Source organism: Rhizobium sp. BK591, assembly GCF_014195045.1.
Lineage (GTDB): Bacteria > Pseudomonadota > Alphaproteobacteria > Rhizobiales > Rhizobiaceae > Rhizobium > Rhizobium anhuiense.
Genome location: NZ_JACIAZ010000002.1, coordinates 936,729 through 962,209, shown reverse-complemented (window position 1 = coordinate 962,209; position 25,481 = coordinate 936,729). Strand labels below are relative to the sequence as shown.

The following is a 25,481-nucleotide window of genomic DNA, read 5'->3' as shown; positions in this document are numbered from 1 at the left end:
GGATCGATTGACAGATGCGGCAGAGGGCTTGAAAAGCTTGGCCGGGTAAAAAAGGGATCGACAGCGATGGATGCAGTTCAGGACGAAGCAGCCGGCAAACGCGCCCGAGGGCTCGACCGCGCCTTCGAGATCCTCGATTTCCTGCGCCAGAAGCGGCAGGCCTTGAAGCCGAACGAAATCGCCGCGCAGATCGGCGCGCCGCGTTCATCGGTTTACGAACTCGTCAACCTGCTGCTGAGCAACGGCATTCTGGAATTCACCGGCGGCGAGGGGCGTGTCTATCTCGGCCGCAAGCTCTATTTCCTCGGCGCAGCCTATGAGAACCATTTCGATTTCACCCGCGAATGCGAGGCCGCACTGGAACAGCTTGCCGACGAGACGCGGGAAACGGCGCAGTTCTGCATGCTGGATGGAAACAGATATACGGTCGTGCGCATGCGCGAAGGCGCACGCCCCTTCCGCATTTCGACGGATGTCGGCCAATCGGTGCCGATCCCGTGGACGGCGTCAGGCCGCTTGCTCGTCGCGCATCTGTCCGATCAGGACATTCTGAACTTCATTCCGCCGCAGGATTTCCGCCTGCCGAACGGCGAATGGCTGGAGCCGCAAACCTTCATCGCCGAAGTGCGCCAAGCCGAGCGTGAAGGTCTCTTCACCTTCAACAGCATCGTCGACAGCTTCACCCATTGTTTTGCCGTGCCGGTGCGCGGCGAAGAAGGCCATGCCGCCGCAACGCTCTGCCTCGTCACCCCGCGCGACGACGGCATCGCCAACCGCGACCGCTACCTCGACTGCCTGAAGAAGGCCGCCGCCGGACTGGATCATGCTCCGACCCGGCCCAAACGAGGCTGAAGCCTGAGCAAATCAGGATATTGATATCCGGCGGCACGGACATTCGTGCGAGGGAACGCCGGATGATCTCCTTATCACCGCCCCAGGCGGCTCTTTGTCACGCCTGTAGAATGCCGCCTGTCGGCCTGCCCCTATAATTCGAGGGGCGGCGGCCTCGATCGTTCAATTTCGAGTTTCAAGCCGATCCCGGAAATCTATTCACGCTTCCTCCGAAACTATGAAATTAAGTTTCTCTATAAAATTTATGGAGAACGTATCTTAGTGGTCCAACAGCGCATTTATACTTGGCCTTGGGGAAGGCCAGACTGTTGACGGCAACCGGAGAGGACGCGACATGACACGGAAAATCAGGCTTGGGGCATTTCTTCCCGGTGGCGGACAGCATGTTGCCTCATGGCGGCATCCCGACCAGCCGGCCGACGGCGCGACCAGTTTCGAGTTCCACAAACGCCTCGCTTTGACGGCCGAGCGCGGGCTCTTCGATGCCTATTTCCTCGCCGACGGACTGGCCGTCGGTTTCGGCGGGGCGCGTGAAGGCGGCAATGCCCGCGTCGCCGGCTTCGAACCGGTGACCCTGTTTTCCGCCCTTGCGCCTTTCACCACCCATCTCGGCTTTATCGCCACGTCCTCGACCACCTACGAGGAGCCTTACACGACCGCCCGCAAATTCGCCTCGCTGGATCTGATCTCGGATGGCCGCGCCGGCTGGAACGTCGTCACCACGACGGGCGACCTGACGGCGCAGAACTTCAACCGCGACACCCAGCTTCCGCATGCCGACCGATATCGCCGTGCCGCCGAGCATGTCGACGTCGTCCGCAAACTCTGGGAAAGCTTCGAAGACGACGCCTTCATCCGGGACAAGGATACCGGCGTATTCTTCGACCCGTCGAAGCTGCACGACACCGACCACCGCGGCGAACATTTCAGCGTGCGCGGTCCGCTCAACGTCTCGCGGTCGCCGCAGGGGCATCCCGTCATCGTCCAGGCCGGCCAATCCGAAGACGGACGCGGACTCGCCGCGGCAACGGCCGAGGTCATCTTCACCGCCCACCAGCATATCGAAACCGCCCAGGAGTTCTACCGGGACATCAAGGCCCGCGCCCGCGGTCTCGGCCGAAACCCGGATCACATCCTGGTCATGCCCGGCGTATCCGCTTTCGTCGGCAGGACCGAGGCGGAGGCACGCGAGAAATACGACCGCCTGACCTCGCTCATCGTCGAAGAGGACGGGATCGGCCTCCTCAATGGCCTGACCGGCGGCACGCTCGATCTGCACGGTTATGACCTCGACGGGCCTCTGCCGCCGGCGCCGCCGACCGAAGGCATGAAGAGCCGCCAGGCGCTCATCCGCCAGATCGCCGATGAAAACAACTTCACCATTCGCCAGCTCTATCAGTGGATCGCATCCGCCCGCGGTCACTACACCATCGTCGGAACGCCCGAGCAGATCGCCGATACGCTGCAGAACTGGTTCGAGAACGAAGCCGCCGACGGCTTCAACATTCTGCCGCCCTGGCTGCCGACGGCGCTCGACGATTTCGTCGATCTGGTCATCCCGGAACTGCAGCGCCGCGGCCTGTTCCGCACCGCCTATGAGGGCAAGACGCTGCGGGAGAACCTCGGCCTGCCTTTCCCGACCAATCGGTGGACTGCAGGACATGCAGCTCTCCAGGCGGCAGAGTGAGGAGCGGCCATGACCTATGAAATCAACCAGACTCTCCCGAGAAGCTTTGGCCGCCTGAAAAACAGCGAAAGCCATATTTCCATTCTCGCCTCCCGCCTGCGCGGAGTGCTCGCATCGCTTTTGCCGCGCTACGGCCTTCTCATCGGCTTCCTCCTGTTCTGGCAGGTGTCGAGCACCAGGGGCTGGGTCAATCCCGCCGTCTTCCCGCCCTTGAACGTGATCCTGTCGGCCCTTTGGGCCAATCTGGCCAACGGCGCGCTGCTCGATGACATCGCCATCAGTCTGCAGCGATCGGGAACCGCTTTTGCCTTTGCCGTCGCAATCGGCATTCCGCTCGGCCTGTTCATGGGCCAGTTTCGCTTGGTCGAACAGGCGCTCGATCCGATCCTGCAGCTCTTCCGCCAGACCTCGGCGCTGGCGCTCTACCCGGTCTTCATCCTGCTGCTCGGCCTCGGCGAAACATCGAAGATCTTCGTGATCTTCTGGGCGACGCTGTTTCCGGTCCTGCTCGCCACGATCGGCGGCGTCAAGGAAGTGGACAAGAAGCTGATCGAGATGGCGCGGACCTACGGCGCCGGGCCGCTGACCATCTTCCGCCGCGTCATCCTGCCGGCCTCGGTGCCTGCAATCTTCGTCGGCCTGCGCCTTTCGGCGACGACTGCGCTTCTGCTGCTGATTGCCGCCGAGATGATCGGCGCCAACAAGGGCATCGGTTTCCAGGTCATGAACGCCCAGTACAATTTCCAGATTCCGCTGATGTTTGCGGCGATCCTTCTGCTCGCCTTCCTCGGGCTTGCCGCCAATGCCTTGCTCGTTCTCCTGCAGCGCCGCCTCTGCCGCTGGTCTCAGCCGGGCCGTTGACTGCTTCCACCGATTTTCCTCTTCCGAAAAGGACCACCACATGACATTCCATCCCCGCAACCTCCTTCTGCCGGCCGTGATCGCTCTCGGCCTTGCCACACCGGCCGCAGCCACCGACACGGTGAAGCTGCGCTACCTCGCCAGCCAGGGCGGCCTTGCCGCCCATGAACTCGCCGCCGAACTCGGCTATTTCGAAGGCACGGGCATCACGCTGGAAAATGTCGGCTATGCCCAGGGCGGCCCGGCCTCCCTCATCGCTCTGGCATCCGGTGACGTCGAGATCGGCAGCGCTGCAACCTCCGCCGTCCTGAACTCGATCATCGGCGGCAATGATTTCGTCGCCGCCTATCCTTCGAACGGCATCAACGACGAGGTGCAGTCGACCTTCTACGTGCTGGAAGACAGCCCGATCAAAGGCATCAAGGACATTGCCGGCAAGAGCATTGCGGTCAATACGCTCGGCGCGCATCTCGACTATACCATCCGCGAGGCCTTGCATTCCGTCGACCTGCCGACCGACGTCGCCAATCAGGTCGTCGTCCCCGGGCCGCAGCTCGAGCAGGTGCTGCGTTCCAAGCAGGTCGATATCGCCGCCTTCGGCTATTGGCAGACGACCTTCGAGGGTGCAGCGCTGAAGAACGGCGGTCTGCGGGCGATTTTCGACGATACCGACGTGCTTGGAGACATTGCCGGCGGCTTTGTGGTACTGCGCCGCGATTTCATTCAGCAGCATCCGGAGGCTTCGAAGATTTTCGTCGAGCAGTCGGCCCGCGCCCTCGACTATGCCCGCGAGCATCCTGAGGAAACCAAGAAGATCCTGGCCAAGGCGCTCAGCGAGCGTGGCGAGAACGCGGATATCGCACAGTATTTCCGCGGCTACGGCGTGCGCGCCGGCGGCCTGCCGGTCGAGCGCGACATCCAGTTCTGGATCGACGTCCTGGTTCGCGAAGGCAAGCTGAAGCAAGGCCAGCTGGCGGCCAAGGACATCCTCTTTACCGCCGACGCCAAGCCGGCAAGCAACTGAGGAACCGTGATGAGCATCGCTGAGGACACGAGCCGCGGAGAGGTAACGATCCGTCACCTCTCCAAATCCTACAAGTTGAACGGGACACAGCTACAGGTTCTCAAGGATATCAACCTCCACATCCGCTCCGGCGAAAGCCTCGCCATCGTCGGCGCCAGCGGCTCGGGCAAGACGACCCTGCTCAGGGTTCTGGCAGGTCTTGAGGATTCCGACACGGGAGAGGTTCTCGTCGACGGCAAGGCGGTGCGCGGCGTCGGCGCGGAGCGCGCCGTCATCTTCCAGGAACCGCGGCTGCTTCCCTGGCTTGATGTGCTCGACAATGTCTCCTTCGGGCTGGAAACAAGAGGTCTGTCACGTGAGCAGGCGAGGGCGCGGGCGCGCCATTATGTCAAGCTCGTCGGCCTGCAGCAATTCGAGGCGGCCTATCCCCGGCAGCTCTCCGGCGGCATGGCCCAACGCGTCGGGATCGCCCGGGCGCTTGCCGTCCAGCCGGAGATCCTGCTGCTCGACGAACCGCTCGGCGCGCTCGACGCAATGACCAAGATCGGCATGCAGCAGGAGCTAGCACGGATCTGGCGCGATGAGGATGTCACCACCATTCTCGTGACCCACGATCTCGAGGAAGCGATTTATCTCGCCGACCGGATCCTGATCCTGCCACGGGAAAAAGGCAGCGAGCCGCGCCTGATCGAAATCGATCTGCCCCGTCCTCGCGACCGCAGCGCCCCGGAATTCGTCCGACACCGCGAAGAGCTGCTGAACCTGTTCGGACTGCACTGACATCTTCAGTCGTCAGCGCGCGCCACATGGAACCTGTTCCATGTGGCCGCAGTAGCAGGAGCGAGGCAGAGAACATCAGCGGACCGCTATTGCGCCCTGCTCTTTGAGCCGGCGGTGAGATACGGCCGCCGATCCAGTTCCGCCGACCGGTAGGAACTGCGCAGCCGCAGGAGATCCTTGCGGGCGATCAGGCCGCACAATTTCCCTGAGGTCGGATCGACGATCGGAATGCGTCCGTCGCCGGTCGACAGCATCAGGTCGGCGATGAATGCAACCGTATCATCCGGATGCCCGACAGGAACGGACGCGTCTGTCACATTTTCCGCAAGCGTCTGTCCGGCGAGGTCCAAATTCCCCTGCCAGAGCAGGGCGTCAGCCCTCGATACGATGCCTGCCAATTTGTCTCCTGCATCGACCACCGGATAGATCCGGTGCGTTTTCTCCAGCGAGGCAAAGAAGTCGCACGCCTCTCCCACCGTCATGGTGACCGGAAGCGTATCGACATTGGTGATCATGATCTCCCTTGCCCGCGATAGCTCGAACGGATCGACGCCATATTCGCGGGTGATATGCTGGCCGCGGCGTGCGATCTTCTCGGTGAGGATCGAGCGGCGCAGCAGCAAAACCGTGACGGCATAGGCCGTAACCGTTGCGGCGAGCAGCGGAACGAGCGTGCTGATGTCGCCGGTGATCTCCATCGCGAAGAAGGTTCCCGTCAGCGGCGCGCGCATGGTTCCGCCCATCATCGCCGCCATGCCGAGCAGCGCCCAGAAGCCGGGATCGTTGCCCGGCATAACAAGCCCGACCAGCCATCCGAGAGCGCCGCCGAAAATCAGAAGCGGTGCAAGCACGCCGCCCGAGGTGCCCGACGACAGGGCAAACAGCCAGATGACCGTCTTCACCAGCAGGATCGACATCACAGCCGGCGCGAGCAGCCGGTTGTTGAGCAAGCCGTCGATGATGTCGTAGCCGACGCCCATTGCTCGCGGTTCGATCAGGCCGCCGAGGCCGATGACGAGACCGCCGAGCATCGGCCACCACATCCAGTGGATCGGCAAGGCCTCGAACAGATCCTCGATCCGGTAGAGCAGTGTCGTCAGCAATCCCGATTGCAGGCCTGAGATGATGCCCATCGCCGCACAGGCGAAAATCCCCCACCAGGGCAAGTCTAGCTGAAAGTGGGTCGGGAACAGCGGACCGGTACCGAACAGCAGCGGACGCCAGCAGATCGATACGCAAGCGGCGACGGCGACCGGAATGAAGCTGCGCGGCTTCCATTCGAACAATAAGAGTTCGACCGCCAGCATGACCGCGGCGATCGGCGAGCCGAAGATCGCCGTCATGCCTGCGGCGGCACCCGCGACGAGCAGCGTCTTCCGCTCTGCCGCACTCATGTGGAAGAATTGGGCGAACAGCGAGCCGATCGCACCGCCGGTCATGATGATCGGCCCCTCGGCGCCGAACGGACCGCCGGTTCCGATGGAGATCGCTGATGACAGCGGCTTGAGGATCGCGACCTTCGGCGACATCCGGCTGCCGCCGATCAGGATGGCCTCGATCGCCTCCGGAATGCCGTGGCCGCGTATCTTCTCCGACCCGAAGCGGGCCATGAGCCCGATGACCAGCCCGCCGAGCGGCGGAACGAGCACCACCCATAGCGAGCGCGGCACGGCAGCCAGAGAGGCGGGCCGGATGCCGATCTGCCCGAACCAGATGGCATTCGTCACCAGCGCGATGAGGCTGACGAGACACCAGGCGGCAAACGCGCCTGCCGTGCCGACAATGATGGACATGCCAACCAGCAGGAGGACCCGCCGGTCGGTGGTGAAATCTCCGGCCTCGCGCCGGGAAAGACCGCCGGTGAAATCGTGCGGCCGGTTGCTTGGTTGATGCTGCGCCATGGAAGCCTCTGCTACACGGAAACGGATACGCTTGAGGGGCGTCAATATATCGTGATACGATATAAATCAAGGGACGAAAACATGAAGACGATCATGTCTCATAAGATGCCTCCCTTGACCGGCTGGCGACTGCCCCTCTATTCGAGATGGCCGAATGGCTTCCAACCTGGGCAGCCGCTGCGGCAAAGGAGAATGGCTTTGAAGAAGACCGCGCCGCCGCTCAGACAGGAAGATTACCAGGCTCTCGCCGACCTCCGGTTCGCGCTTCGCCAGTTCATGGACTTCAGCGCCTCCGCCGCCCAGTCGGAAGGGCTGCCGACGCAACAGCATCAGGCGCTGCTGGCGATCAAGGGACAACGCGGCGGTGCCGTAACCATCGGCATGCTGGCCGAGCGGCTGATCATCGCGCCGCATACGGCGACCGAACTTGTCGGGCGGCTGTCGGATGCCGGATTGGTCGAACGTCATGCCGATCCGGCCGACAGGCGCCGCCAGACGATTCTGCTGACCGACAAGGCGGACGCGCTGCTGACGCGGCTGAGCGCCGTCCATCTTTCAGAAATAAGGGAGATGGCGCCGAAGCTGATCAAGCTCCTCCTCGAGCTGCAGAAAACGGCGCCGAAAGCTGAATAACAGTTGCCGCGGCGCAGCCCACGTGCCGCGTCAACCCAAAAGCGTCTTCTTGAGCCGATGGATATGGGCGGCGCCGATCCCGCAGCAGCCGCCGATGATCGTCGCGCCGGCTTCGGCCCAGGAGCAGGCGTAACGCGAATAGGCATCGTCATTCAGATCGTTGCGCGTTTCATGCAGCCCTTCATTGGCAGCCGCTTCGCCTGTTTCCCCTTCGAAGGCGTTGGCATAGACGCCGATCTCGATGGAAGCGTCCATTGTCCGGAAGATGCGCGCCGCCGTCTCCACGGCCGCCTGCATGACCTCGGGTTTGCTGCAATTGAACAGGAAGGCTTCAGCGCCCGATGACACCGCCCAGGACGCCGCGTCAGCGACGGTTTCGCCGGAGCGAAGCTTCGGTTCGCCGCCTCCGATGGCTGCCTCGTCATCCGCCAATGTGAAGGAAATCCAGAACGGCTTGCCTGATGCCGCCACCGCCTTGCGGACGGCCTCCGCCTCGGCGATCAGGCTCAGCGTCTCGCCGAGCCATATATCGACGAAGGGGCCGAGGTTTTCGACGAGCACCTCGAGATAGTCCTGCACCCGCGACGGCTGAAAGTTCTGTGGCTCGTATGAGCCGAAGATCGGCGGCAGCGAGCCGGCGACCAGCACCTTGCGATGCGAGACGGCATCTGCCGCCTCGCGCGCTAACCGACCGGCGAGACGGATCAACGCCGGCCCTTCCTTCCAAAACCGATCCTCGCCGATGTGAAAGGGCACCAGCGCATAGCTGTTCGTCGTCACGACCTCGGAGCCGGCGGCAATGAATTCCTGGTGGACCTTGCGAACGATATCAGGCGCGTTGATCAGCGCCAATGCCGACCATTCCGGCTGTTTCAGTTCGGCGCCCAGCCGCAGCAGCTCGCGGCTCATGCCGCCATCAAGAATTCGCGTCGTGCTCATGAAGAGGTCTCCATTCAGGCCGTCGCGCCGTGGCCGGCGGCGGGCTTTTCATAACAAAGTGGGCGAGATGCACGTGGTTCGTGCGCGAGGTAGTTCATGGGCCAGTCCCTTTCCGTCCGCCTAGCGGCGAACCGGCACCTGCGCTTCGAGACCTCGGAAGACGCGGGCGACCACTGCGGTCAAGGCGAGATAAAAGAGGGTGACGACCAGCAGCGGTTCATAGACGAGCAGCGTGTCCTGCCGGACCTTGTTCGCCACGGCATAGAGATCCATCACTGTCACCGTAAAGGCGAGCGGCGTCGCCTTGAGCTGCATGACGATCTCTCCGGCAATGGTCGGCAGGGCGATGCGAATGGCGCGCGGCAGCCAGATGCGGCGGGTCAGCATCCAGGGCGACAGGCCGAAGGCCCGGCCGGCTTCGAGCTCACCCTTGGGAACGGCGAGCAGCGCGCCGCGCAATACCTCCGCCTCATAGGCCGCATAGTTCAGGGTGAAACTGACGGCGGCGAAGAAGAAGCCCTCGCGCAGGATCGGCCAGAACAGGCTCTGGCGGATACCGGGGATCATCGGCAGCAGCGATCCCACCCCATAGTAGAGAAGCCACAGCTGTATCAGCAGCGGCGTGCCGCGGAAGAAGGTGCAGTAGCCCCGCGCCAGTAGCCGCGTCAGCCTGCCGCCGCTGACTTGCGCGAAGGCGAGGCCGATGGCGAGGGCAAAGCCGAACACCACAGAGATCACCAGCAGGCAAATGGTCTGCCAGGCGCCCGTCAGAAGCAGCGGCCAATAGGAAGAGATCCAGGTGAAACTCATGGGGCGCTTTCTTCAGGCAAGGCGCGGCTGCCCCCGCCGTACCCGCCCCTCGATCAGTTTGAAGACGAGGTTGGAAACGAGCGTGATAGCGAGGTAGAGAAGGGCCGAAGCAAGGAAAAAGACGAAGTAGTGTTTTGTGCTTGCCCCGGCAAGACGGGTGGCGAGCGCCAATTCCTGATAGCCGACGACGGCGACCAGCGCGCTGTCCTTGGTGACCGACATCCACAGATTGGCAAGACCCGGCAGGGCGTTCGGCAAGAGCGCCGGCAGCAGGACGCGGCGAAACCGCAGCACCGGCCCCATGCCGAAGGCCTTGGCAGCTTCGATCTGGCCGACGGGAATGGCGAGGATCGCGCCGCGCAGCACCTCCGTCATGTAGGCGCCCTGCACGAAGCCCAGCACCGCAACGGCCGCGACGAAACCATTCACATTGACCGGCGGCAGGTCGAACACGGCGAGCAGCCGGTTGAGGCCGTCGGTGCCGGCATAATAGAGCCCGACGATCAGGATCAGTTCGGGAACGGCGCGGATCAGCGTGGTATAGAGATCGAGCAGCAGGCGGAGCAGGCGATTGCCCGAAAGCTTCCCCAGCGCGCCGCCCGTGCCGAGCAGGAGGCCGATCGCGAAAGCGCAAGCCGAGATGGCGACCGTGGAGACCGCACCTGCCAAGAGAACGCCGCCCCATCCCGGAGGATAGGGAGACAGCAGGTCCAGAATACCTTGTTGCGCGGTCGCCATTATCGGGATTGCTTACTTCGCGCCGTAGATGTCGAAATCGAAGTATTTCTTGGTGATGGCGTCATACTGGCCGTTGGCACGGACTGCAGCGATGGCCGCGTTCAGCTTGGCCTTCAGCTCCGTGTCTTCCTTGCGCAGGCCGCCCGAAACGCCGGCGCCGAGGATCTCCTTGTCGTCGGCGACGTCGCCCGCCTTTGCGCAGCAATCCTTGCCGCCATCGCTTTTCAGGAAAGCGTCAAGCGCCAGTGAATCGCCGAAGACATAGTCGATACGGCCGGAGGCGAGGTCCTGAAAAGCCTCGTCGAGCGTCTGGTAGGTCTTTTCCTCGGCAGCGCCGGCGAAATACTTCTTGTAATATTCCGACTGGATCGTCGACACCTGGATGCCGATGGTCTTGCCCTTCACGTCCTCGGCGGTGGCGCCCGGCTTCTGGTCCTTGGGACCGATCAGGGTGCTTGGCGTGTTGTAATATTTGTCGGTGAAGTCGATCACCTTCGAGCGTTCCGCGGTGTTCGACATCGACGACCAGATCACGTCGAACTTCTTGCTCTGGAGCGCCGGAATGAGACCGTCCCAGGAAATGTCGACGATCGAGCATTTCTCCTTCATCTCTTCGCAGACGGCATTCATCAGGTCGATTTCCCATCCCTGCCATTGGCCCGACGCGTCCTTGGCGAAGAAGGGCGGATAGGATTCGTTCATGACGCCGAAGCGGACTTCGGCCTGTGCGGTGACGGCGGAAAGCACGAGTGCCGCGCCGGCGAAAAGCGTGGGGAGCAGTTTCATTCGCAGGATTCTCCTGGTTTGTGTTGTCGATGAGAGAGCGGTCGGCATCAGTGGGCGCTGAGACCGGTGAATTCCCGGCAGCGGGCGCTGACCGGCGCCCCGAATATCTGCTCCGGCGGACCTTCCTCCTCGATCCGTCCTTGATGCAGGAAGAGAACACGGCTCGAGACATCGCGGGCAAAGCGCATTTCATGCGTGACGATCAGCATGGTCCGGCCTTCTTCCGCGAGATCGCGGATGACTTTCAGGACCTCGCCGACCAGCTCCGGATCAAGCGCCGATGTCGGTTCGTCGAACAGCATGACATCGGGATCGACGCAGAGGGCTCTGGCAATCGCCGCGCGCTGCTGCTGGCCGCCCGAGAGGAAAGCCGGATAGGCGTGACGCTTGTCGAAGAGCCCGACCTTGTGGAGCAGGGCCTCGGCTTTTTCGACGGCCTCGCGCCGGGAAATGCCCATCACGTGCACCGGCGCCTCGATGACGTTTTCCAGCACCGTCCGATGAGCCCAGAGATTGAAGCTCTGGAAGACCATTCCGAGCCCGGTCCGGAGCCGTTCGATCTGCCGCCAGCTGCGCGGCTGCAGCCGGCCGTCCCGCCCCATCTTCAGCGCGATCTCCTCGCCGTTCACGGCGATGCGGCCACGATCCGGCGTTTCCAGGAAATTAATGCATCGGAGAAAGGTGCTCTTGCCGGAGCCCGACGAGCCGATGATCGAAATCACATCAGACTTGTGGGCTTGCGCCGAAATACCCTTGAGAACCTCTTGCGAGCCGAAGCTTTTATGAAGATCTTCGACGCGAAGAGCAGGAAAGGGTTGATCCGACATGCATGGTTCCGGCTGGACTGGATTTGCGAAGGATAATGATAAAATAACGCGGTTTTTTCGCGCAATTTTTGTCTCTTCTGCATAATTTGTGCAAAATAATCTTCCTCACGCGGCGAATGCGGCAGAAACCGCGAAGTGCCGCAGCGAGAATTGGACTGAACAATGGAACAACTGGATCGTTTTGACCGTGACATTCTCGATATCGTTCAGCGCGACTGCCAGCTGAAAGCCGAAACGATCGCCGAACGGATCGGGCTGTCGGTCTCGGCCGTGCAAAGACGGTTGAAGCGGCTGCGCGAGGAGGGGATCATCAAGGCGGAGGTGGCCGTCGTCGACCGCAAGGCGACGGGAACGGCGATGGTGTTCATCGTCGGGATGGAGATCGAGCGGGACAATTACGACGCGCTGGCGAAGTTCCGCCTGTGGGCGGAGAAGCAGGATCACATACAGCAGGTCTATTACGTCACGGGCGCGGTCGATCTGATCGCGATCGTCACCGCCCGCGACGTCGAACATTATGACGATATCGCTGCGCTGATCATGGCAGACAATCCGCAGATCCGCCGCATGCACACGAATGTCGTGCTGCGCGACGTCAAGCTCGGTCTGTTCGTGCCGCTGGAATAGCGCTGGCGCGGCCGCGCGGACAAGCCGCTGGACTCGCATTCGGCAAAGGGCATAATTCCGGGCACACATTCTCGGGAGGAATGATCGTTGACGCTACGACACCAGATCATCGCATTGGCGATCGTCCCGCTCGTCATTTCGATCCTTGCGATCACCACCTTCATCACATGGCAATCGGCAAACCTCGCCAAGAACAGCATCGATACGTTCGAGCAGAACATGCTGAAGACCAAGGAAGCCGAAATCCTCAATCTGACCAACCTTGCCCTGTCCGCCATCCAGACGATCTACGACAAGGCCGGCGCCGACGACGAGGCTGCCAAGCAGCAGGTGGCGGCGATTCTGACCTCGCTCGACTACGGCAAGGATGGATATTTCTTCGTCTACGACTATGACGGCAACAATATCGTCCATCCGCGCCAGACGTTCCGGCACGGGCACAATTGGCTCGACCTGACCGATCCGGATGGCGACAAGGTCATTGCCGAACTGATCGCCACGGCAAAAGCGGGCGGCGGCCTGCATCAGTACAAATGGCAGAAACCATCGACCGGACAGATCGCCGACAAGCTCTCCTTCGTCGTCAGTCTCGACAAGTGGCACTGGGTGGTCGGCACCGGCGTTTACCTCGACGATGTCTTTGCCCAGAGTGCCGCCGCCAATGCCGACATGCGCGCCAACATCAGACGGACCTTCATCATCGTCGCGCTGATCGCCGTGCCTTCGGTGCTCGTCGTTTTCACCACCTGCATGCTGCTGACTTTCCACGAGCGCCGCATGGCCGACAGCCGGCTCAAGGCGCTGACGCAGCGGGTCATCGACACCCAGGAAGAAGAGCGCGCGCGGCTTGCGCGCGAGCTGCATGACGGCATTTCCCAGAATCTCGTCGGCGTGCGCTATGCGATGGACCTTGCCGGCCGCAAGGTCAGGACCAATGTCGACGATGCCGCTCTTACCATCGACCGCGGCGTCGAGGCGCTGAACGGCGCCATCAAGGAGATCAGGCGGCTGTCGCACGATCTGCGGCCGCGTGTGCTCGACGATCTCGGCCTGACGGCGGCGTTAGAGGCGCTGTGTTATCATTTCGCCGAGCGGACGGGGATCGAGACGAAGATCGATGCTTCGGGCTTCACCGACACGCTGAAGGCCGAGGCGAGCACCGCGCTCTATCGCGTCGCCCAGGAAGCCTTCAACAATGTCGAACGCCACTCGGGCGCCTCCAAACTCTCGGTCAAGCTCTGGAGCGACGGCGGCCGCGCCCGCATGACCGTCACCGACAACGGCACCGGCTTCGACGGCGCCAGGGGCGACTTATCCGGCAGATCGGGTCTTGGCCTGCGCAACATGCAGGAACGGATGGCCCACTTCCGCGGTCTGTTGCTGATCAACAGCAGCGAGACCGGCACGACGCTGACGGCGATGCTGCCGAAATCGGCCAATCGTCCCGCCGATCGGCAGGCGGAAGCCGCATGACGGAACGCCTGAAAATCAGGGTGCTGTTGATCGACAACCACCCGCTGGTGCTGGACGGGTTGAAGGCAGTGCTCGAAACATTCGACCATATCGAAGTCGCCGGCACGGCGGGGCTCGCACAAACGGGGCTCGACATCGGCCGGCAGGTTCTGCCGCAGGTCGTGCTGATGGACATCAACATGCCGAAGCTGAGCGGCATCGATGCGATCGAATTGTTCCGGAACGAACTGCCCCAGGCGCGGGTGGTGATGCTCTCCATGCATGACAGCCGCGAATATATTTCCTCCTCGGTCATGCATGGCGCAGCCGGCTATATCCTGAAGGACGTTTCTACCGACGAGATCGTCTCGGCCATCGAGACCGTCGCAGGCGGTGGCACCTATTTCTCCTCCGGCGTCTTCGACGCGCTGATGGGCGAGCGGGTGGAGGAGGGGAGCGATCCCCTGACACCGCGCGAACGCGACATTCTCGGGCTGATCGTTGCCGGCAGGAGCAACCGGGAGATCGCCGAGGCGCTCGGGATAAGCTCCGCCACGGCGGAAACCCATCGCAAGAATCTCAAGAAAAAGCTCGGCATCGCAACCACGGCGGGCCTCATCCGCTATGCGCTCGACCACGGCATCGTTGCAAAAGTCGACGTGAATTCGCGCCTACCCACTTCTGGGTAGGCCCCGGCATTTCACCCTTGCACCCATCTTGTGGGGATGAAACCAGCGTCCTAGGACTCCCCTCACGGCTGGCCGAGTGCGAGCCGTTGGGAGGAATTCACATGCGTTACATCAGCTTCCGATCGACCGGAAAACCGCAAGCGACCCGAATCGGGCCTGCCGCGGCCGCCGGCTGACAGACCTGCCTTCCACGCCGACAACTGGAACATGGCGACCGCCGCCCGCGGCGCCTGAAAGGGATCCCGACATGGAAAAACCACGTAGCAAGGCAGCGCTCTGGCTGCTTGTCATTCCGTTTATAGGTCTGCTCTGGCCGCCATTCTACAATCTCCGCGAGCCGGCTCTTTTCGGCTTTCCGTTCTTCTACTGGTATCAGCTTCTCTGGGTGCCGATCACCGCGACGCTGACCTGGATCGCCTATCGGAGCACCCGCCATGACGACTGACATCAACGGCACGGCGCTTGCCGTCTTCATCTTCTTTTTCGCGCTCGTCACCGTCATGGGCTTCGTCGCCAGCCGCTGGCGCAAGCCGGAGACACTCGCCCATATCGATGAATGGGGCCTTGGCGGACGCAACTTCGGCACCTGGATCACCTGGTTCCTCGTCGGCGGTGATTTCTATACCGCCTACACCGTGATCGCCGTCCCGGCGCTGGTCTATACCGTCGGCGCCTACGGCTTCTTCGCGCTGCCCTATACCATCGTCGTCTATCCCTTCGTCTTCATGGTCATGCCGGTTTTGTGGAAACGCGCCAAGGATTTCGGTTATGTGACGGCGGCCGACGTCGTCCACGGTCAATACGGATCGCGCAGTCTCGAACTCGCGGTGGCGGCAACCGGCGTCATCGCCACCATGCCCTACATCGCCCTGCAGCTCGTCGGCATGACGGCGGTGCTGAAGGCACTCGGGCTGCATGGCGAACTGCCGCTGGCGATCGCCTTCATCGTGCTGGCGCTCTACACCTATTCAGCGGGTCTGCGCGCGCCGGCTCTGATCGCCTTCGTCAAGGACATCATGATCTATATCGTCGTGATCGCAGCCGTCGCATTGATCCCGTCGAAGCTCGGAGGCTACGCCAATGTCTTTGCCTCGGCTGACGCGGCCTTCCAGGCCAAGGGTTCCGGCAGCCTGCTGCTCGGCGGCAACCAGTATGTCGCCTATGCCACGCTCGCCTTGGGTTCGGCGCTCGCGGCTTTCATGTATCCGCATACGCTGACGGGCATCTTTGCCTCCAACAGCGGCAAGACGATCCGCAAGAATGCGATCATGCTGCCCGCCTATACGCTGCTGCTCGGCCTTCTGGCGCTGCTCGGCTATATGGGCCACGCCGCCAACCTGAAGCTCGACAGCGCCAATGACGTCGTTCCCACGCTGTTCAAGACGCTGTTTTCGGGCTGGTTCTCCGGCTTCGCCTTTGCGGCGATCGCCATCGGCGCGCTGGTGCCGGCAGCGGTGATGAGCATCGGCGCCGCCAATCTGTTCACCCGCAATTTCTGGAAAGCCTATGTCGATCCCAAAGTCAGCGATGCGGGTGAGGCCAAGGTCGCCAAGGTGACGTCGCTGGTGGTGAAGGTCGGCGCGCTTCTCGTCATCATCTTCCTGCCGACGCAATTCGCCCTCGACCTGCAGCTGCTCGGCGGCATCTGGATCCTGCAGACACTTCCGGCCCTGGTGTTCGGTCTCTATACCAACTGGTTCCGCGCACCCGGCCTGCTTGCCGGCTGGTTCGTCGGCTTCTGCGGCGGCACCTTCCTCGTCTGGGATGCCGGTTGGAAACCTCTGCACCTGATCAGCCTCGGCGGCGAACCCTTCACCGTCTACACGGGACTGCTGGCGCTTGCGGCAAACATCGGTGTTGCGGTCGTGGTCAACGCCCTGCTTCCGGCCAAGGTTCCGGCTCGGGCCTAGGATGAAAATACGAAGGGCAGCAAACGCTGCCCTTCGTAACCATTTGCTTTCCAGCACAAGCTGGAGGGGGATCAGCTCGACTTAAAACTCTTCCCAATCGCCGGCCAGCGCCGCATTGCCATTCGCCTGGAGCGACTTGCCCACCTTGGCAATCATCTGGCGCGCCGGCGAGGCCACCGGTTGAGCATGCTGTGCCACGGCGGCGGGCTGCGATATGCGCTTTGGTGCCACCGCTCCGCCGATGTTGAACTGGCCCAGCAACTGGAACAGCGCGTCGGCTTCCTTGGCGAGGCTATGGGCGGCGGCTGTCGCTTCTTCCACCATGGCGGCGTTCTGCTGGGTGCCCTGATCCATCTTGTTGACGGCGGCATTGATCTCCTTCAACCCCGTCGCCTGCTCCTGCGAAGCGCCGACGATCGCCACGACATTGCCGTCGACCTGCTGTACCTGCACTGCAATTTCCTGCAGGGCTTTTCCGGTCTCGCCAACCAGGGCGACACCGCTTTTCACATGGCCATTCGACGCGTTGATCAGTTCCTTGATTTCCTTGGCCGCCTTGGCCGAACGCTGCGCCAACTCGCGCACTTCCTGGGCGACGACGGCAAAGCCCTTGCCTGCTTCGCCGGCGCGCGCCGCTTCGACGCCGGCATTCAGCGCCAGCAGGTTCGTCTGGAAGGCGATTTCATCGATGACGCCGATGATGCTGCCGATTTCGGTGGCGGAGGATTCGATCTTGCCCATGGCGTCGACCGCATCGCGAACGACGCTGCCCGAGCGTTCCGCATTTTCCTTCGTCTTACGAACGAGCTGGCCGGCTTCCTGAGCCCGGTTGCTCGAGTCGGCGACGGTGGTGGTGATCTCCTCCAGCGCAGCCGCCGTTTCCTCGACGGATGCAGCCTGCTGTTCGGTCCGCTTGGCGAGATCATCCGAGGCGGAGCGGATCTCCTGCGCGCCGCCGGCGATGGCGCTGGCGTTCTGGGCAACCTTCTGCATGGCGGCGCGGAGCTTTTCGACCGCGGAATTGAAGTCGGCTCTGAGCTTTTCCAGAGACGGAATGAACGGCGTGTCGATCTGCTGCGTGAGGTCACCGTCGGCCAGCGCCTGCAATGCGGTGCCCAGCCGGCCGACAGCCTGGTCCGTCTGCTCGGCCAGGGTGCGGCGTTCGCCGGCATCCTGCTCGAGCCGGTGCCGTTCCGCTACCGACCTCTTGGCTTCCGCATCGGCTTCCCGTTCGGCCTTTGCCGAAATGGCGTCGCGCAAGCCGGCCACGGCCCGTGCGAGCCTGCCGATCTCGTCGCCACGCGCTTCGAGGCGACGGTCGCCGTCGAGATTGCCCTCGGCCATAGCCTTCAGCGAAAGCTGAAGTTTTGCCAGCGGGCCGACGATCGTGCGTGCGGTGATGGCAGCGGCAATGATGGACAGAACAGCCGCAATGCCGAGCGCAGTCATCGCTATCGGCTTGAAGCCGCTCGCCGCGCTGCGAACCTCGCCGCCGATCGATTTGTTCAGCGCTTCCTGATAGTCGATGAATTTGTTGATGGCGCCAAGCCAGGCAACGAAGGCCGGCCTCGCCTGTTCGAGCAGGATCTTGCGGGCTGCCTCGCCGTCGCCCTTCTCCTGCAGCGCAATGATCTGGGCGACCAGCGGATTGGTCTTCGCCTGGATGTCGGCGATTTCGCTGAGAATGGTCTTTTCCTGTTCCGTCGCACCTGCCGGCGATGCAACCATCTCCGCCATGCGCTTTTCATTCTCGGCGTAAGACGCGGCCAGCTTTTCGATCAATGCCTCGGCAGTCTTCCGCTCATCGGCAGAGGTCACCAGAGTGACGTCACGGATCGCGATCGCCCGATCGTGCACGCTGCCGCGGTAGTTGATGGCAAAGCGCTGCTTGACGCTGTTGACGTCGTTGATCGTTTCAAGATTGTCGTTGATCTCAGCGACCTTGACCGCCGAATAGATGGTCAGGCCGGCCATCAGCAGAACCAGGAAGCTGAAGCCAAGGGTGAGACGCACCGCGATCCCGAAACTCTTAATGCTCTTCATTCGCACTCTCCATCGTGTGGGCGAGGTTTGTTGAAACGTGTCTGGTCGCCAGGGTCGCGCGTGATATCTCGTTCAAATGCGAGGCCCTCGATCTGTCCCCGAATGCGCCGAAAGGCGCGTTTGCGCGCCGGAACGATGCCATTTGCATGCCCTTGCGCGTTTACCCTGTGAGTGCGCGGAGCCATCGCGCCCAAGATGCGAGGCGGTGTGTCAAAGTAACAACGTCGATATTATGCGAGATTTCGGGGCCTGGTGCGCCATCATGGCATAGGTGACGATCCTGAGACCGTCGCTCCGACATCAAAAAATTTAGGCGAATATATTTTATAGAGTGTAAACGGAGCCGACAGGGCGCCATTCTGCAGCGCTTTTCGTATATTTTCGCGGAAATTTGCGCATTCGCTGGGCATATGCCCGCATCAAGAGAATATGATAAGTTGTCCGGCAGAATTTGCACAGATCTTATGTTGTAAGATTAGACCGTAGCACTTTTCTTGCGCCCGATTCGAGCGACGATCTCGGCGAATGACCAACAATAATTACGAGTCTTTCCGGTTGTATTAGGACAGCGAGTCGATGCCGATCAGCGGAGTTCGCCGGTTGTTAAGCCCAACACTTTGAGAATTGTTAGAGGTTCTCATGGACGATGCGGCGTGGAAAGAAATGGGGCGGAGGTGGCACGCCGGGCTTCTTCCGAGTCAAAGCATGACGAGAACCCGGCAGCGAGCTGGCGGGAACTGCTCGACAGCGCCGTGCGCCTGGATTGGGAATGCCGCACTCGGACTGGGTCGGTTCCAGCCTGACCCATGCCGCCCTGTTATCGGTCGACATCGACCATTTCAAAAGCATCAACGACATCTTTTCATTCCATCGGCGATATCGTTCTGCGCCACGTTGCCGGCTTGCTGGGCGATGCCGGGAGGGAAGGTAGCCTGGCAATCCGCATGGGCGGCGAGGAATTCCTGCTTCTGCCTCAGCCGCGTAGCAGCGGCAGGAGCTGATCGCCCTGCCGCCTGATCTCGGAGAGATAGGGCGTGTCGGACAGCACGAAGTGGGTGATGCCGAGATCCTGGTATTTGCGCAGCGAGCGGGCGACATCCGCCGCCGAGCCGACCAGCCAGGTGGTGCCGGCACCGCCGCCGCCGAACTTGCCCGGCGCCGTATAGAGGTTGTCGTCGAGCACGTCGCCGCGCTCATGCAGCTCGAGAAGCCGCTGCTGGCCGACGGCGAGCACACGCTGGTGATCGTGCCAGCCGGTACCTTTGTTTCTCGCCATCTCGGCGACCTTCGCCTCGGCGTCGGCCCAGGCCTGTTCCGTGGTGTCGCGGACCAGCGTAGTGATCCGCAGGCCGAATTCCAGCGGCGGGAGGTCGCGGCCCAGCTCCCGGCTCAGCGCCTTGAGCCGGTCGATCCGCTCGCGGACACCATCCAACGGCTCACCCCAGAAAAGCTGGACATCGGCCTCGGCCGCGGCCACCCGCTCGGCCGCCTCCGAGGCGCCGCCGAAATAGAACTTGGGGTGCCGACGGTCGCCACGAACCTCTATACGTGGCGCGACGGTGGATTCGGCGACCCGGAAGTGCTCGCCCGCCGAGGTGACGTTTTCTTCCGTCCACAATCGGCGGACCAGACGCATGAACTCCCTGGTCCTGCTATAACGATGCGCCTGATCGCCCTCGCTGTCGCCGTAGGCGGCTAAGTTGTCCTTGCCCGACACAATGTTGATCCGCACGCGGCCGCCTGTGAGGTGGTCCAGTGTCGCCGCCGCGGATGCGAAATTCGCCGGTCGCCAATAGCCAGGGCGGATCGCGATGAGCGGTTCGAAGGTGGTGGTCCGTGCGGCGAGCGAGGCCGCGACGGTGAACGTGTCGGGGCGGCCCCAACCGGTGCCAATGAGCGCCCCCTTCCAGCCATGCTCTTCGAGCGCCCGCGCATGGCTGGTCAGCGTATCCAGGCTGTTGTGGTTCTCGACGGCGGAATCGCCGCGATGACCGGGTCTGACGTCGTTGGGAATATACCAGAGAAATTCGGAATGATTGCTCATGCGATGCTGCAGTTCTGTCGGTGATCGGAACACGGAAACCGGGAAGCCCCCGGGAGATCATACGGCGGCCTGCGCCTTTTGCTGCTGCACCTGAAGTGCGAAGCCATTCGGCGGGCGCTGGAGGCCGAGGTTCTCCCGCAGCGTCGTGCCTTCATATTCGTGCCGGAACAGGCCGCGCTTGCGCAGGATGGGGACGACCTGATCGACGAAATCGGTCAGCGCCGTGGGCAGCACCGGCGGCATGATGTTGAAGGCGTCGGCGGCTCCGTTCTCGAACCATGTCTGCATCGCATCGGCGATCTGCTCGGGTGTTCCGACAACCGTCCGGTGGCCGCGAGCGGTGGCGACCGCCAGATAGAACTGGCGCAGTGTCAGATTGTTGCGCGACACCAGGTCGGAAACCAGCTTGAGGCGGCTTTTGTTAAGTTCGGTATTATCGGGCAGGGGCGGGGCGGGGTCGTCAAGCGAGTAGCCGGAAAGATCGACGCCCCTGTAGTGGCGGGCGAGGATATTCCAGGCAATGGAGGGATGAACCAGGGATTGGATATAGTCGTAATTCGCCTGGGCTTCGGCTTCCGTGCCGCCGAGAACGGGGAATATCCCGGGACTGATCAGCAGTTCGTCCGGCCGGCGGCCGTAGCGGGCGAGCCGGCCTTTGACGTCGGAGTAGAATTCCTGCGCATCCTCGAGAGTCTGGTTGGCGGTAAAGATCATCTCGGCCGTGCGGGCGGCAAGCTCGCGTCCCGGTTCGGATGCGCCGGCCTGCACGATGACAGGATAGCCCTGAACCGGACGGCCGACGTTGAGCGGACCGGCCACCGAGAAGAACTTGCCCTTGTGATCGACGAGATGCACCTTGTCGGGATCGAGATAGACGCCGCTCTCCTTATCGCGGATGAAGGCGTCGTCTTCATAGGAATCCCACAGGCCCTTCACCAGGTCGACGAATTCCTCGGCCCGCTCATAACGATCGGCATGGGCGGGATGGCCGGCGATCGAAAAATTCTTCGAAACATCCGCGCCCGTCGTGACGACGTTCCAGGCCGCACGGCCCTTGGAGATGTAGTCCAGCGACGCAAACCTGCGGGCGAGAAGATAGGGATCCTCATAGGTCGTCGATGCGGTCGCGACGAAGCCGATATGCTTGGTGACCTGCGAGAGGGCGGCCCAGAGGGTCAGGGGCTCGAAATGCGCGCCCTGGGCGGTGCGACGAAGCGCTTCCGGGTCCTTGGCGCGGTCCCATCCCGCAGGACTATCGGCGACGAAGACGAGATCGAACTTGCCGCGCTCGGCGGTTTGGGCGAGCTCCCGGTAGTGATCGATATTGAGGCCGGCATCGGCCTGCGCCTCCGGATGGCGCCAGGCGGCGATATGATGGCCGGTCGCCATGATGAACGCGCCAAGCCGCATTTGCCGTTTCGATGTGCTCATTGGCTTATCTCCAGATCAAATTGAGCTGCTGCCCGTTTCAGGCAGCCTTGCGGCCCGGGAGGTCGACCCCGAGCCGGCTGAGGAGGTGGGCGCGGAATTGTGCAAAGCGCGGATCGCCATGATCGCGCGGCGTCGGCAGATCGATCTTGAGATCCTCGATGAGACGGCCTTCGTCGAGGACCAGTATCCGGTCGGCCAGCGAAATCGCCTCGTCGACATCGTGGGTGACGAGCAGCACCGCAGGACGGTGCCTTGCACACAATTCCCGCAGCAGATCGTGCATCTTCAGCCGGGTCAGCGCGTCGAGCGCGCCGAACGGCTCATCGGCGAGAAGTAGGGCCGGCTCCCGCACCAGCGAACGGGCAAGGGCGACCCTCTGCTGCTCGCCGCCCGAAAGCTGGTTCGGCCACGCCGTTTCCCGCCCTTCAAGTCCCACTTCCGCCAAAGCCTTCCTTCCGGCTTCCTGACCGGTGGTGCCGGCCAGGCCGAGCGTGACGTTTTGGATCACGCTGCGCCACGGCAGCAGGCGGGCATCCTGGAAAACCACCGAAAGGCTTTCCGGCGTCTCGAGGGTGCCGGTGCCCTCGACATCGTGATCGAGACCGGCAAGAGCCCTCAAAAACGTGCTTTTGCCGGAGCCGCTTCGGCCGAGCAGGGCGACGAATTCGCCTTCCTCGATGTCGAGATCGACGCCGTCAAGGATGGTCTTTTTCGCAAACCGGCGTACGAGGTTCCGCACGTGGACGGCCTTGGTCGCGGGCTTCAGTTTGCCAGGGTGCGGCGCCATGAGAGGACCCTCCGTTCGAGCAGACGGACGAGACCGTCCGAAATGAGACCCAGCAGCACATAGACCACCAGGCCGACGAGAATGACGTCGGTCTGCCCGTAATTGCGGGCAAGATCGATCATGTAGCCGAGCCCGCTGGTGGCGTTGATCTGCTCGACCACGACGAGAGAGACCCAGCAGAGGGTAACGGCAAACCGCAGGCCTAAGAGGAAACCCGGCAAGGCGCCCGGCAGCACCACCTGAAGGATGAAGTCCTTCTGGCTCATGCGCAGCGTCTCGGCCAGTTCGACATAACGGCTGTCGATGCTGCGGAGCGCATTATGGGTGTGGATGTAAATCGGCACGATGACGGCAAGCACGATGGTGGTGACCTTCATGCCCTCGCCGATGCCGAACCACAGGATCAGCAAGGGGATCAGGGCCAGCGTCGGTATCGCGCGTTTGATCTGGACCGGACCATCGATCAGGGCTTCGCCGATCCGGGACAGGCCGGCGACAACCGCCAGGAGCGTACCGATCAGCAATCCGATGCTCAGGCCGAGCAGGGCGCGCGTCGCCGACGTCACGAAATTGTCCTGCAGGCGGCCCTGCTCTATCAGCCTTGCGAAAGCCTCGATGACCGTCCACGGCGCCGACAGGATGCGCGGGTCGATCCATCCGAGCGCCGAGCCGACGACCCAGGTCAGGACAAGCAATGCCGGCCCGATCTGCAGCCCGAAAGGGATTGCGGGTCCTGGACCCAGCCTACGACGGGCGCGAGGGCCGGCGGAGCCAGTCGAGCCGGCCGGCCTTGCCGTTCGTGAAACTCGATGCGCAACTCTCCCGCCTGATGTCAGGGATAGTTTCGCCTCATCTGCATCCCAAGTGGTTGCCATGCTTCAGGTCTCCTCTCCGAAGGGACGTCGAACGTTACTGGCTCTTGGCGAGAGCCGCGGCACCGAGCTTTTCGAAACGGTTGTCGAAAATCGTTTCCACATCGAAAGATTGGTAGCCGAGCTCGTCCGCCAGCAGGTTGATGGTTTCCTGGTGGCGCTTCTTCACTTCGCTCCAATCGGCGGGAACGATCTGTTCGCCGGTCAGCTTGACGAGAAATTCCCCATCCTCCTGGCTGAGGCCCTGCTGACCGACATAATATTCCTTGATCCAGAGGTCCGGATTGCGGTTCACCCATTCGGTGGCGCGTGCCCACAGGCCAACATATTCGGAGAGAGCTGCCGCCTTGGCGGGATCATCGAGAACCCATTGCGGCGCATAAAGATGGCTCGGATCGTCCCGCAGGCCATGCTCCACGAGGGTCGCTCCGTCCGATCCATATTGGCTGATGTACCGCCTGATATAGACACCGCCGAGCGGCGCGATATCGACTTGCTTGCTCGCCAATGCCTTCGGATAGACGTCGCCGGTGCTCGGCAGTTCCACCAGGGTGACGTCGCTGCTCTTCAGACCTGCCGCATGCAGCGCCCGAAGGACGAGCGTGCCCTGGGCCTGGCCCGGGCTGAAGGCGATGCGTTTGCCGCGGAAATCGGCCAGCGTCTTGACGGCTGCGCCGGGTGCGATACCGAAGCGGTAGATGGGATTGGCGATTGGGTCACGACGTTCGCGATAGGCGATATTGCGGACGGGCAGGTTGTTCCAGTTGGCGAAGATCGAGGGGATCTCGGCCACCGATCCGACATCAAGCGCATGGGCGCGAAAAGCTTCCGACGTCTGCGGCCCGCCGCTGATATTGGCCCATTTCACTTCAAAACTGAGCTCTTTGTCGAGGCCGGACACTTCGAGAGCTTTCTGGGTGACCGGATCGCCGATCGTCAGCACCGTGCCTGGCGGCACTTTGGCAAGCAGGGGGGCATCTGCCTGGGCCGCCGCCGGACCATGAACGGCACTGAGACCAAGCAGACTGAACAACGCAATTTTGAATGTCTTTGCCAATGTCATCGTCGATCTTCCCGTTTCGGATTGTTGTTTGCAGGAACGATGCACGGTAAAATGGCGGATAATCTACTAAATCGGTAGACTATTTAGTTTAATAAAAGCGTCGCTGGTGGAAAATTGTCCCCAAAAGTCGAGCATCCGGAACGATCGCATCCGGCACCTTCGCAGGATGATCGGGGTGAGCAGGCGTAAAAAAAGCGCCTGGGACATCGTCCGCGGCGCTTAATAGGTCTCTTCTGTTGATAAGAGCAGGCGACGGCCGGAGTAATCGACCTTCGCCCGAACCGGCGTCGACGTCAAACTCGCCTGATGTCAGGCCGGTGCGTATTCGTTGGCCGAGAATACGTGGTGATGCACCTTGCCGGTGAAGAGTTGCAGGAGTTCGCCGGTGACTTCGCGGCTCTCGGACCGCACACCGGAAAGCAGTGCCGCCTTCACCGCATCCATATCGGGATAACGAATGGCGAGCGCCATGGCATAGATCGGGGCGCCTTCGTCTCGTTCCATTCCGTCCAGTACCCGGATTTCCTCGGCGCCCGGAAACTTCGTCCAGAGAGGGACGAGCCGCTGCCGCACGAATGCGCGGAATTCCGCTTCTCTGCCGGGATGGATTTCGCCTTCAAACAAAGCATAACGAATGATCATAGGGTCTCTTTTCCAAAACTCGCCGGAGCTGGATCGATGGTGGTGTGTTGTCGGAATATCAGGGCGTATCGGTCGATACGCCC

The 25,481-nt window shown here is 62.2% G+C and carries 25 protein-coding genes; 12 read left to right on the top strand and 13 right to left on the bottom strand.

Annotated elements, in window-relative coordinates:
• Positions 1-66: 66 nt before the first annotated feature.
• The 5 genes from FHX10_RS11640 (at position 67) to FHX10_RS11620 (ending at position 5,204) form a co-directional block, all read left to right on the top strand.
• Complete coding sequence (locus FHX10_RS11640) at positions 67-852, top strand: IclR family transcriptional regulator (RefSeq protein ID WP_028755797.1); 786 nt, start codon at positions 67-69, stop codon at positions 850-852.
• Positions 853-1,186: 334 nt separating this feature from the next.
• On the top strand, positions 1,187-2,539 hold the full coding sequence (locus FHX10_RS11635) for an LLM class flavin-dependent oxidoreductase (protein ID WP_028757034.1): 1,353 nt from the start codon (positions 1,187-1,189) through the stop codon (positions 2,537-2,539).
• 9 nt (positions 2,540-2,548) lie between these two features.
• Positions 2,549-3,400 (top strand): ABC transporter permease, encoded by an 852-nt coding sequence (locus tag FHX10_RS11630; RefSeq protein ID WP_028757035.1) that lies wholly within the window; start codon positions 2,549-2,551, stop codon positions 3,398-3,400.
• 40 nt (positions 3,401-3,440) lie between these two features.
• Positions 3,441-4,424 (top strand): ABC transporter substrate-binding protein, encoded by a 984-nt coding sequence (locus tag FHX10_RS11625; protein WP_028757036.1) that lies wholly within the window; start codon positions 3,441-3,443, stop codon positions 4,422-4,424.
• Positions 4,425-4,433: 9 nt separating this feature from the next.
• The gene (locus FHX10_RS11620) at positions 4,434-5,204 is read left to right on the top strand and encodes an ABC transporter ATP-binding protein (protein WP_028757037.1); all 771 of its coding nucleotides are present in this window, start codon (positions 4,434-4,436) and stop codon (positions 5,202-5,204) included.
• Between the two features lie 86 nt (positions 5,205-5,290).
• Here the strand turns inward: FHX10_RS11620 and FHX10_RS11615 are convergent, their stop codons facing one another.
• On the bottom strand, positions 5,291-7,105 hold the full coding sequence (locus FHX10_RS11615; RefSeq protein WP_028757038.1) for a chloride channel protein: 1,815 nt from the start codon (positions 7,103-7,105) through the stop codon (positions 5,291-5,293).
• Between the two features lie 198 nt (positions 7,106-7,303).
• On the opposite strand from FHX10_RS11615, the gene FHX10_RS11610 reads away from it, so the two are divergent.
• Positions 7,304-7,738 carry a MarR family winged helix-turn-helix transcriptional regulator gene (locus tag FHX10_RS11610; protein WP_028757039.1) on the top strand — a complete coding sequence of 145 codons (435 nt, stop codon included), beginning with the start codon at positions 7,304-7,306 and terminating at the stop codon, positions 7,736-7,738.
• A gap of 30 nt (positions 7,739-7,768) precedes the next feature.
• Here the strand turns inward: FHX10_RS11610 and FHX10_RS11605 are convergent, their stop codons facing one another.
• From FHX10_RS11605 to FHX10_RS11585, 5 genes are all read right to left on the bottom strand, one after another.
• A complete protein-coding gene (locus tag FHX10_RS11605) occupies positions 7,769-8,677 on the bottom strand; it encodes a homocysteine S-methyltransferase family protein (RefSeq protein ID WP_028757040.1) in 909 nt (302 codons plus the stop codon).
• A 120-nt stretch (positions 8,678-8,797) separates the two neighbouring features.
• A complete protein-coding gene (locus FHX10_RS11600; protein ID WP_028756212.1) occupies positions 8,798-9,487 on the bottom strand; it encodes an ABC transporter permease in 690 nt (229 codons plus the stop codon).
• Between the two features lie 12 nt (positions 9,488-9,499).
• Positions 9,500-10,225 carry an ABC transporter permease gene (locus FHX10_RS11595; RefSeq protein ID WP_028756211.1) on the bottom strand — a complete coding sequence of 242 codons (726 nt, stop codon included), beginning with the start codon at positions 10,223-10,225 and terminating at the stop codon, positions 9,500-9,502.
• A 12-nt stretch (positions 10,226-10,237) separates the two neighbouring features.
• On the bottom strand, positions 10,238-11,011 hold the full coding sequence (locus FHX10_RS11590) for a transporter substrate-binding domain-containing protein (protein WP_028756210.1): 774 nt from the start codon (positions 11,009-11,011) through the stop codon (positions 10,238-10,240).
• Positions 11,012-11,058: 47 nt separating this feature from the next.
• Positions 11,059-11,838 carry an ABC transporter ATP-binding protein gene (locus FHX10_RS11585; RefSeq protein WP_028756209.1) on the bottom strand — a complete coding sequence of 260 codons (780 nt, stop codon included), beginning with the start codon at positions 11,836-11,838 and terminating at the stop codon, positions 11,059-11,061.
• 162 nt (positions 11,839-12,000) lie between these two features.
• Between FHX10_RS11585 and FHX10_RS11580 the strand changes: the two genes are divergently transcribed.
• From FHX10_RS11580 to mctP, 5 genes are all read left to right on the top strand, one after another.
• Positions 12,001-12,465: an Lrp/AsnC family transcriptional regulator gene (locus tag FHX10_RS11580; protein ID WP_018246856.1), complete on the top strand. Its 465-nt coding sequence runs from the start codon at positions 12,001-12,003 to the stop codon at positions 12,463-12,465.
• Positions 12,466-12,552: 87 nt separating this feature from the next.
• Positions 12,553-13,938, top strand: coding sequence for a sensor histidine kinase MctS (mctS, locus tag FHX10_RS11575; RefSeq protein WP_028756208.1), 1,386 nt, complete (start codon positions 12,553-12,555; stop codon positions 13,936-13,938).
• Complete coding sequence (gene mctR, locus FHX10_RS11570; protein WP_028756207.1) at positions 13,935-14,606, top strand: two-component system response regulator MctR; 672 nt, start codon at positions 13,935-13,937, stop codon at positions 14,604-14,606. The genes mctS and mctR overlap by 4 nt, the downstream gene beginning before the upstream one ends.
• A gap of 247 nt (positions 14,607-14,853) precedes the next feature.
• Entirely contained in the window at positions 14,854-15,051 is a 198-nt protein-coding gene (locus FHX10_RS11565) for a DUF3311 domain-containing protein (RefSeq protein ID WP_028756206.1), read from the top strand.
• On the top strand, positions 15,041-16,516 hold the full coding sequence (mctP, locus tag FHX10_RS11560; protein ID WP_028756205.1) for a sodium:solute symporter family monocarboxylate transporter: 1,476 nt from the start codon (positions 15,041-15,043) through the stop codon (positions 16,514-16,516). The genes FHX10_RS11565 and mctP overlap by 11 nt, the downstream gene beginning before the upstream one ends.
• Positions 16,517-16,597: 81 nt before the next feature.
• Here mctP and FHX10_RS11555 read toward each other — a convergent pair whose 3' ends face one another.
• Positions 16,598-18,559 carry a methyl-accepting chemotaxis protein gene (locus FHX10_RS11555; RefSeq protein WP_028757171.1) on the bottom strand — a complete coding sequence of 654 codons (1,962 nt, stop codon included), beginning with the start codon at positions 18,557-18,559 and terminating at the stop codon, positions 16,598-16,600.
• An 806-nt stretch (positions 18,560-19,365) separates the two neighbouring features.
• Between FHX10_RS11555 and FHX10_RS11550 the strand changes: the two genes are divergently transcribed.
• Positions 19,366-19,560 (top strand): diguanylate cyclase domain-containing protein, encoded by a 195-nt coding sequence (locus FHX10_RS11550; RefSeq protein ID WP_245433202.1) that lies wholly within the window; start codon positions 19,366-19,368, stop codon positions 19,558-19,560.
• Here the strand turns inward: FHX10_RS11550 and FHX10_RS11545 are convergent.
• From FHX10_RS11545 to FHX10_RS11520, 6 genes are all read right to left on the bottom strand, one after another.
• Positions 19,533-20,603: an LLM class flavin-dependent oxidoreductase gene (locus tag FHX10_RS11545; RefSeq protein WP_028757170.1), complete on the bottom strand. Its 1,071-nt coding sequence runs from the start codon at positions 20,601-20,603 to the stop codon at positions 19,533-19,535. The two genes, FHX10_RS11550 and FHX10_RS11545, sit on opposite strands and share 28 nt — an antisense overlap.
• Before the next feature lie 57 nt (positions 20,604-20,660).
• Entirely contained in the window at positions 20,661-22,034 is a 1,374-nt protein-coding gene (locus tag FHX10_RS11540; protein ID WP_028757169.1) for an LLM class flavin-dependent oxidoreductase, read from the bottom strand.
• A gap of 37 nt (positions 22,035-22,071) precedes the next feature.
• The gene (locus tag FHX10_RS11535; RefSeq protein WP_028757168.1) at positions 22,072-22,821 is read right to left on the bottom strand and encodes an ABC transporter ATP-binding protein; all 750 of its coding nucleotides are present in this window, start codon (positions 22,819-22,821) and stop codon (positions 22,072-22,074) included.
• Positions 22,797-23,696: an ABC transporter permease gene (locus tag FHX10_RS11530; RefSeq protein ID WP_028757167.1), complete on the bottom strand. Its 900-nt coding sequence runs from the start codon at positions 23,694-23,696 to the stop codon at positions 22,797-22,799. Before FHX10_RS11530 ends, FHX10_RS11535 begins: the two co-directional genes overlap by 25 nt.
• Positions 23,697-23,730: 34 nt before the next feature.
• A complete protein-coding gene (locus tag FHX10_RS11525) occupies positions 23,731-24,756 on the bottom strand; it encodes an ABC transporter substrate-binding protein (RefSeq protein WP_028757166.1) in 1,026 nt (341 codons plus the stop codon).
• A 309-nt stretch (positions 24,757-25,065) separates the two neighbouring features.
• Positions 25,066-25,398 carry a hypothetical protein gene (locus tag FHX10_RS11520; RefSeq protein WP_097542531.1) on the bottom strand — a complete coding sequence of 111 codons (333 nt, stop codon included), beginning with the start codon at positions 25,396-25,398 and terminating at the stop codon, positions 25,066-25,068.
• Positions 25,399-25,481: the final 83 nt, after the last annotated feature.

Coding starts and splice junctions, on each gene's coding strand:
- FHX10_RS11640 (WP_028755797.1), top strand. CDS start 67: ATGGATGCAGTTCAGGACGAAGCAGCCGGCAAACGCGCCCGAGGGCTC.
- FHX10_RS11635 (WP_028757034.1), top strand. CDS start 1,187: ATGACACGGAAAATCAGGCTTGGGGCATTTCTTCCCGGTGGCGGACAG.
- FHX10_RS11630 (WP_028757035.1), top strand. CDS start 2,549: ATGACCTATGAAATCAACCAGACTCTCCCGAGAAGCTTTGGCCGCCTG.
- FHX10_RS11625 (WP_028757036.1), top strand. CDS start 3,441: ATGACATTCCATCCCCGCAACCTCCTTCTGCCGGCCGTGATCGCTCTC.
- FHX10_RS11620 (WP_028757037.1), top strand. CDS start 4,434: ATGAGCATCGCTGAGGACACGAGCCGCGGAGAGGTAACGATCCGTCAC.
- FHX10_RS11615 (WP_028757038.1), bottom strand. CDS start 7,105: ATGGCGCAGCATCAACCAAGCAACCGGCCGCACGATTTCACCGGCGGT.
- FHX10_RS11605 (WP_028757040.1), bottom strand. CDS start 8,677: ATGAGCACGACGCGAATTCTTGATGGCGGCATGAGCCGCGAGCTGCTG.
- FHX10_RS11600 (WP_028756212.1), bottom strand. CDS start 9,487: ATGAGTTTCACCTGGATCTCTTCCTATTGGCCGCTGCTTCTGACGGGC.
- FHX10_RS11595 (WP_028756211.1), bottom strand. CDS start 10,225: ATGGCGACCGCGCAACAAGGTATTCTGGACCTGCTGTCTCCCTATCCT.
- FHX10_RS11590 (WP_028756210.1), bottom strand. CDS start 11,011: ATGAAACTGCTCCCCACGCTTTTCGCCGGCGCGGCACTCGTGCTTTCC.
- FHX10_RS11585 (WP_028756209.1), bottom strand. CDS start 11,838: ATGTCGGATCAACCCTTTCCTGCTCTTCGCGTCGAAGATCTTCATAAA.
- FHX10_RS11580 (WP_018246856.1), top strand. CDS start 12,001: ATGGAACAACTGGATCGTTTTGACCGTGACATTCTCGATATCGTTCAG.
- mctR (WP_028756207.1), top strand. CDS start 13,935: ATGACGGAACGCCTGAAAATCAGGGTGCTGTTGATCGACAACCACCCG.
- FHX10_RS11565 (WP_028756206.1), top strand. CDS start 14,854: ATGGAAAAACCACGTAGCAAGGCAGCGCTCTGGCTGCTTGTCATTCCG.
- mctP (WP_028756205.1), top strand. CDS start 15,041: ATGACGACTGACATCAACGGCACGGCGCTTGCCGTCTTCATCTTCTTT.
- FHX10_RS11555 (WP_028757171.1), bottom strand. CDS start 18,559: ATGAAGAGCATTAAGAGTTTCGGGATCGCGGTGCGTCTCACCCTTGGC.
- FHX10_RS11550 (WP_245433202.1), top strand. CDS start 19,366: ATGCCGCCCTGTTATCGGTCGACATCGACCATTTCAAAAGCATCAACG.
- FHX10_RS11545 (WP_028757170.1), bottom strand. CDS start 20,603: ATGAGCAATCATTCCGAATTTCTCTGGTATATTCCCAACGACGTCAGA.
- FHX10_RS11540 (WP_028757169.1), bottom strand. CDS start 22,034: ATGAGCACATCGAAACGGCAAATGCGGCTTGGCGCGTTCATCATGGCG.
- FHX10_RS11535 (WP_028757168.1), bottom strand. CDS start 22,821: ATGGCGCCGCACCCTGGCAAACTGAAGCCCGCGACCAAGGCCGTCCAC.
- FHX10_RS11530 (WP_028757167.1), bottom strand. CDS start 23,696: ATGGCAACCACTTGGGATGCAGATGAGGCGAAACTATCCCTGACATCA.
- FHX10_RS11525 (WP_028757166.1), bottom strand. CDS start 24,756: ATGACATTGGCAAAGACATTCAAAATTGCGTTGTTCAGTCTGCTTGGT.
- FHX10_RS11520 (WP_097542531.1), bottom strand. CDS start 25,398: ATGATCATTCGTTATGCTTTGTTTGAAGGCGAAATCCATCCCGGCAGA.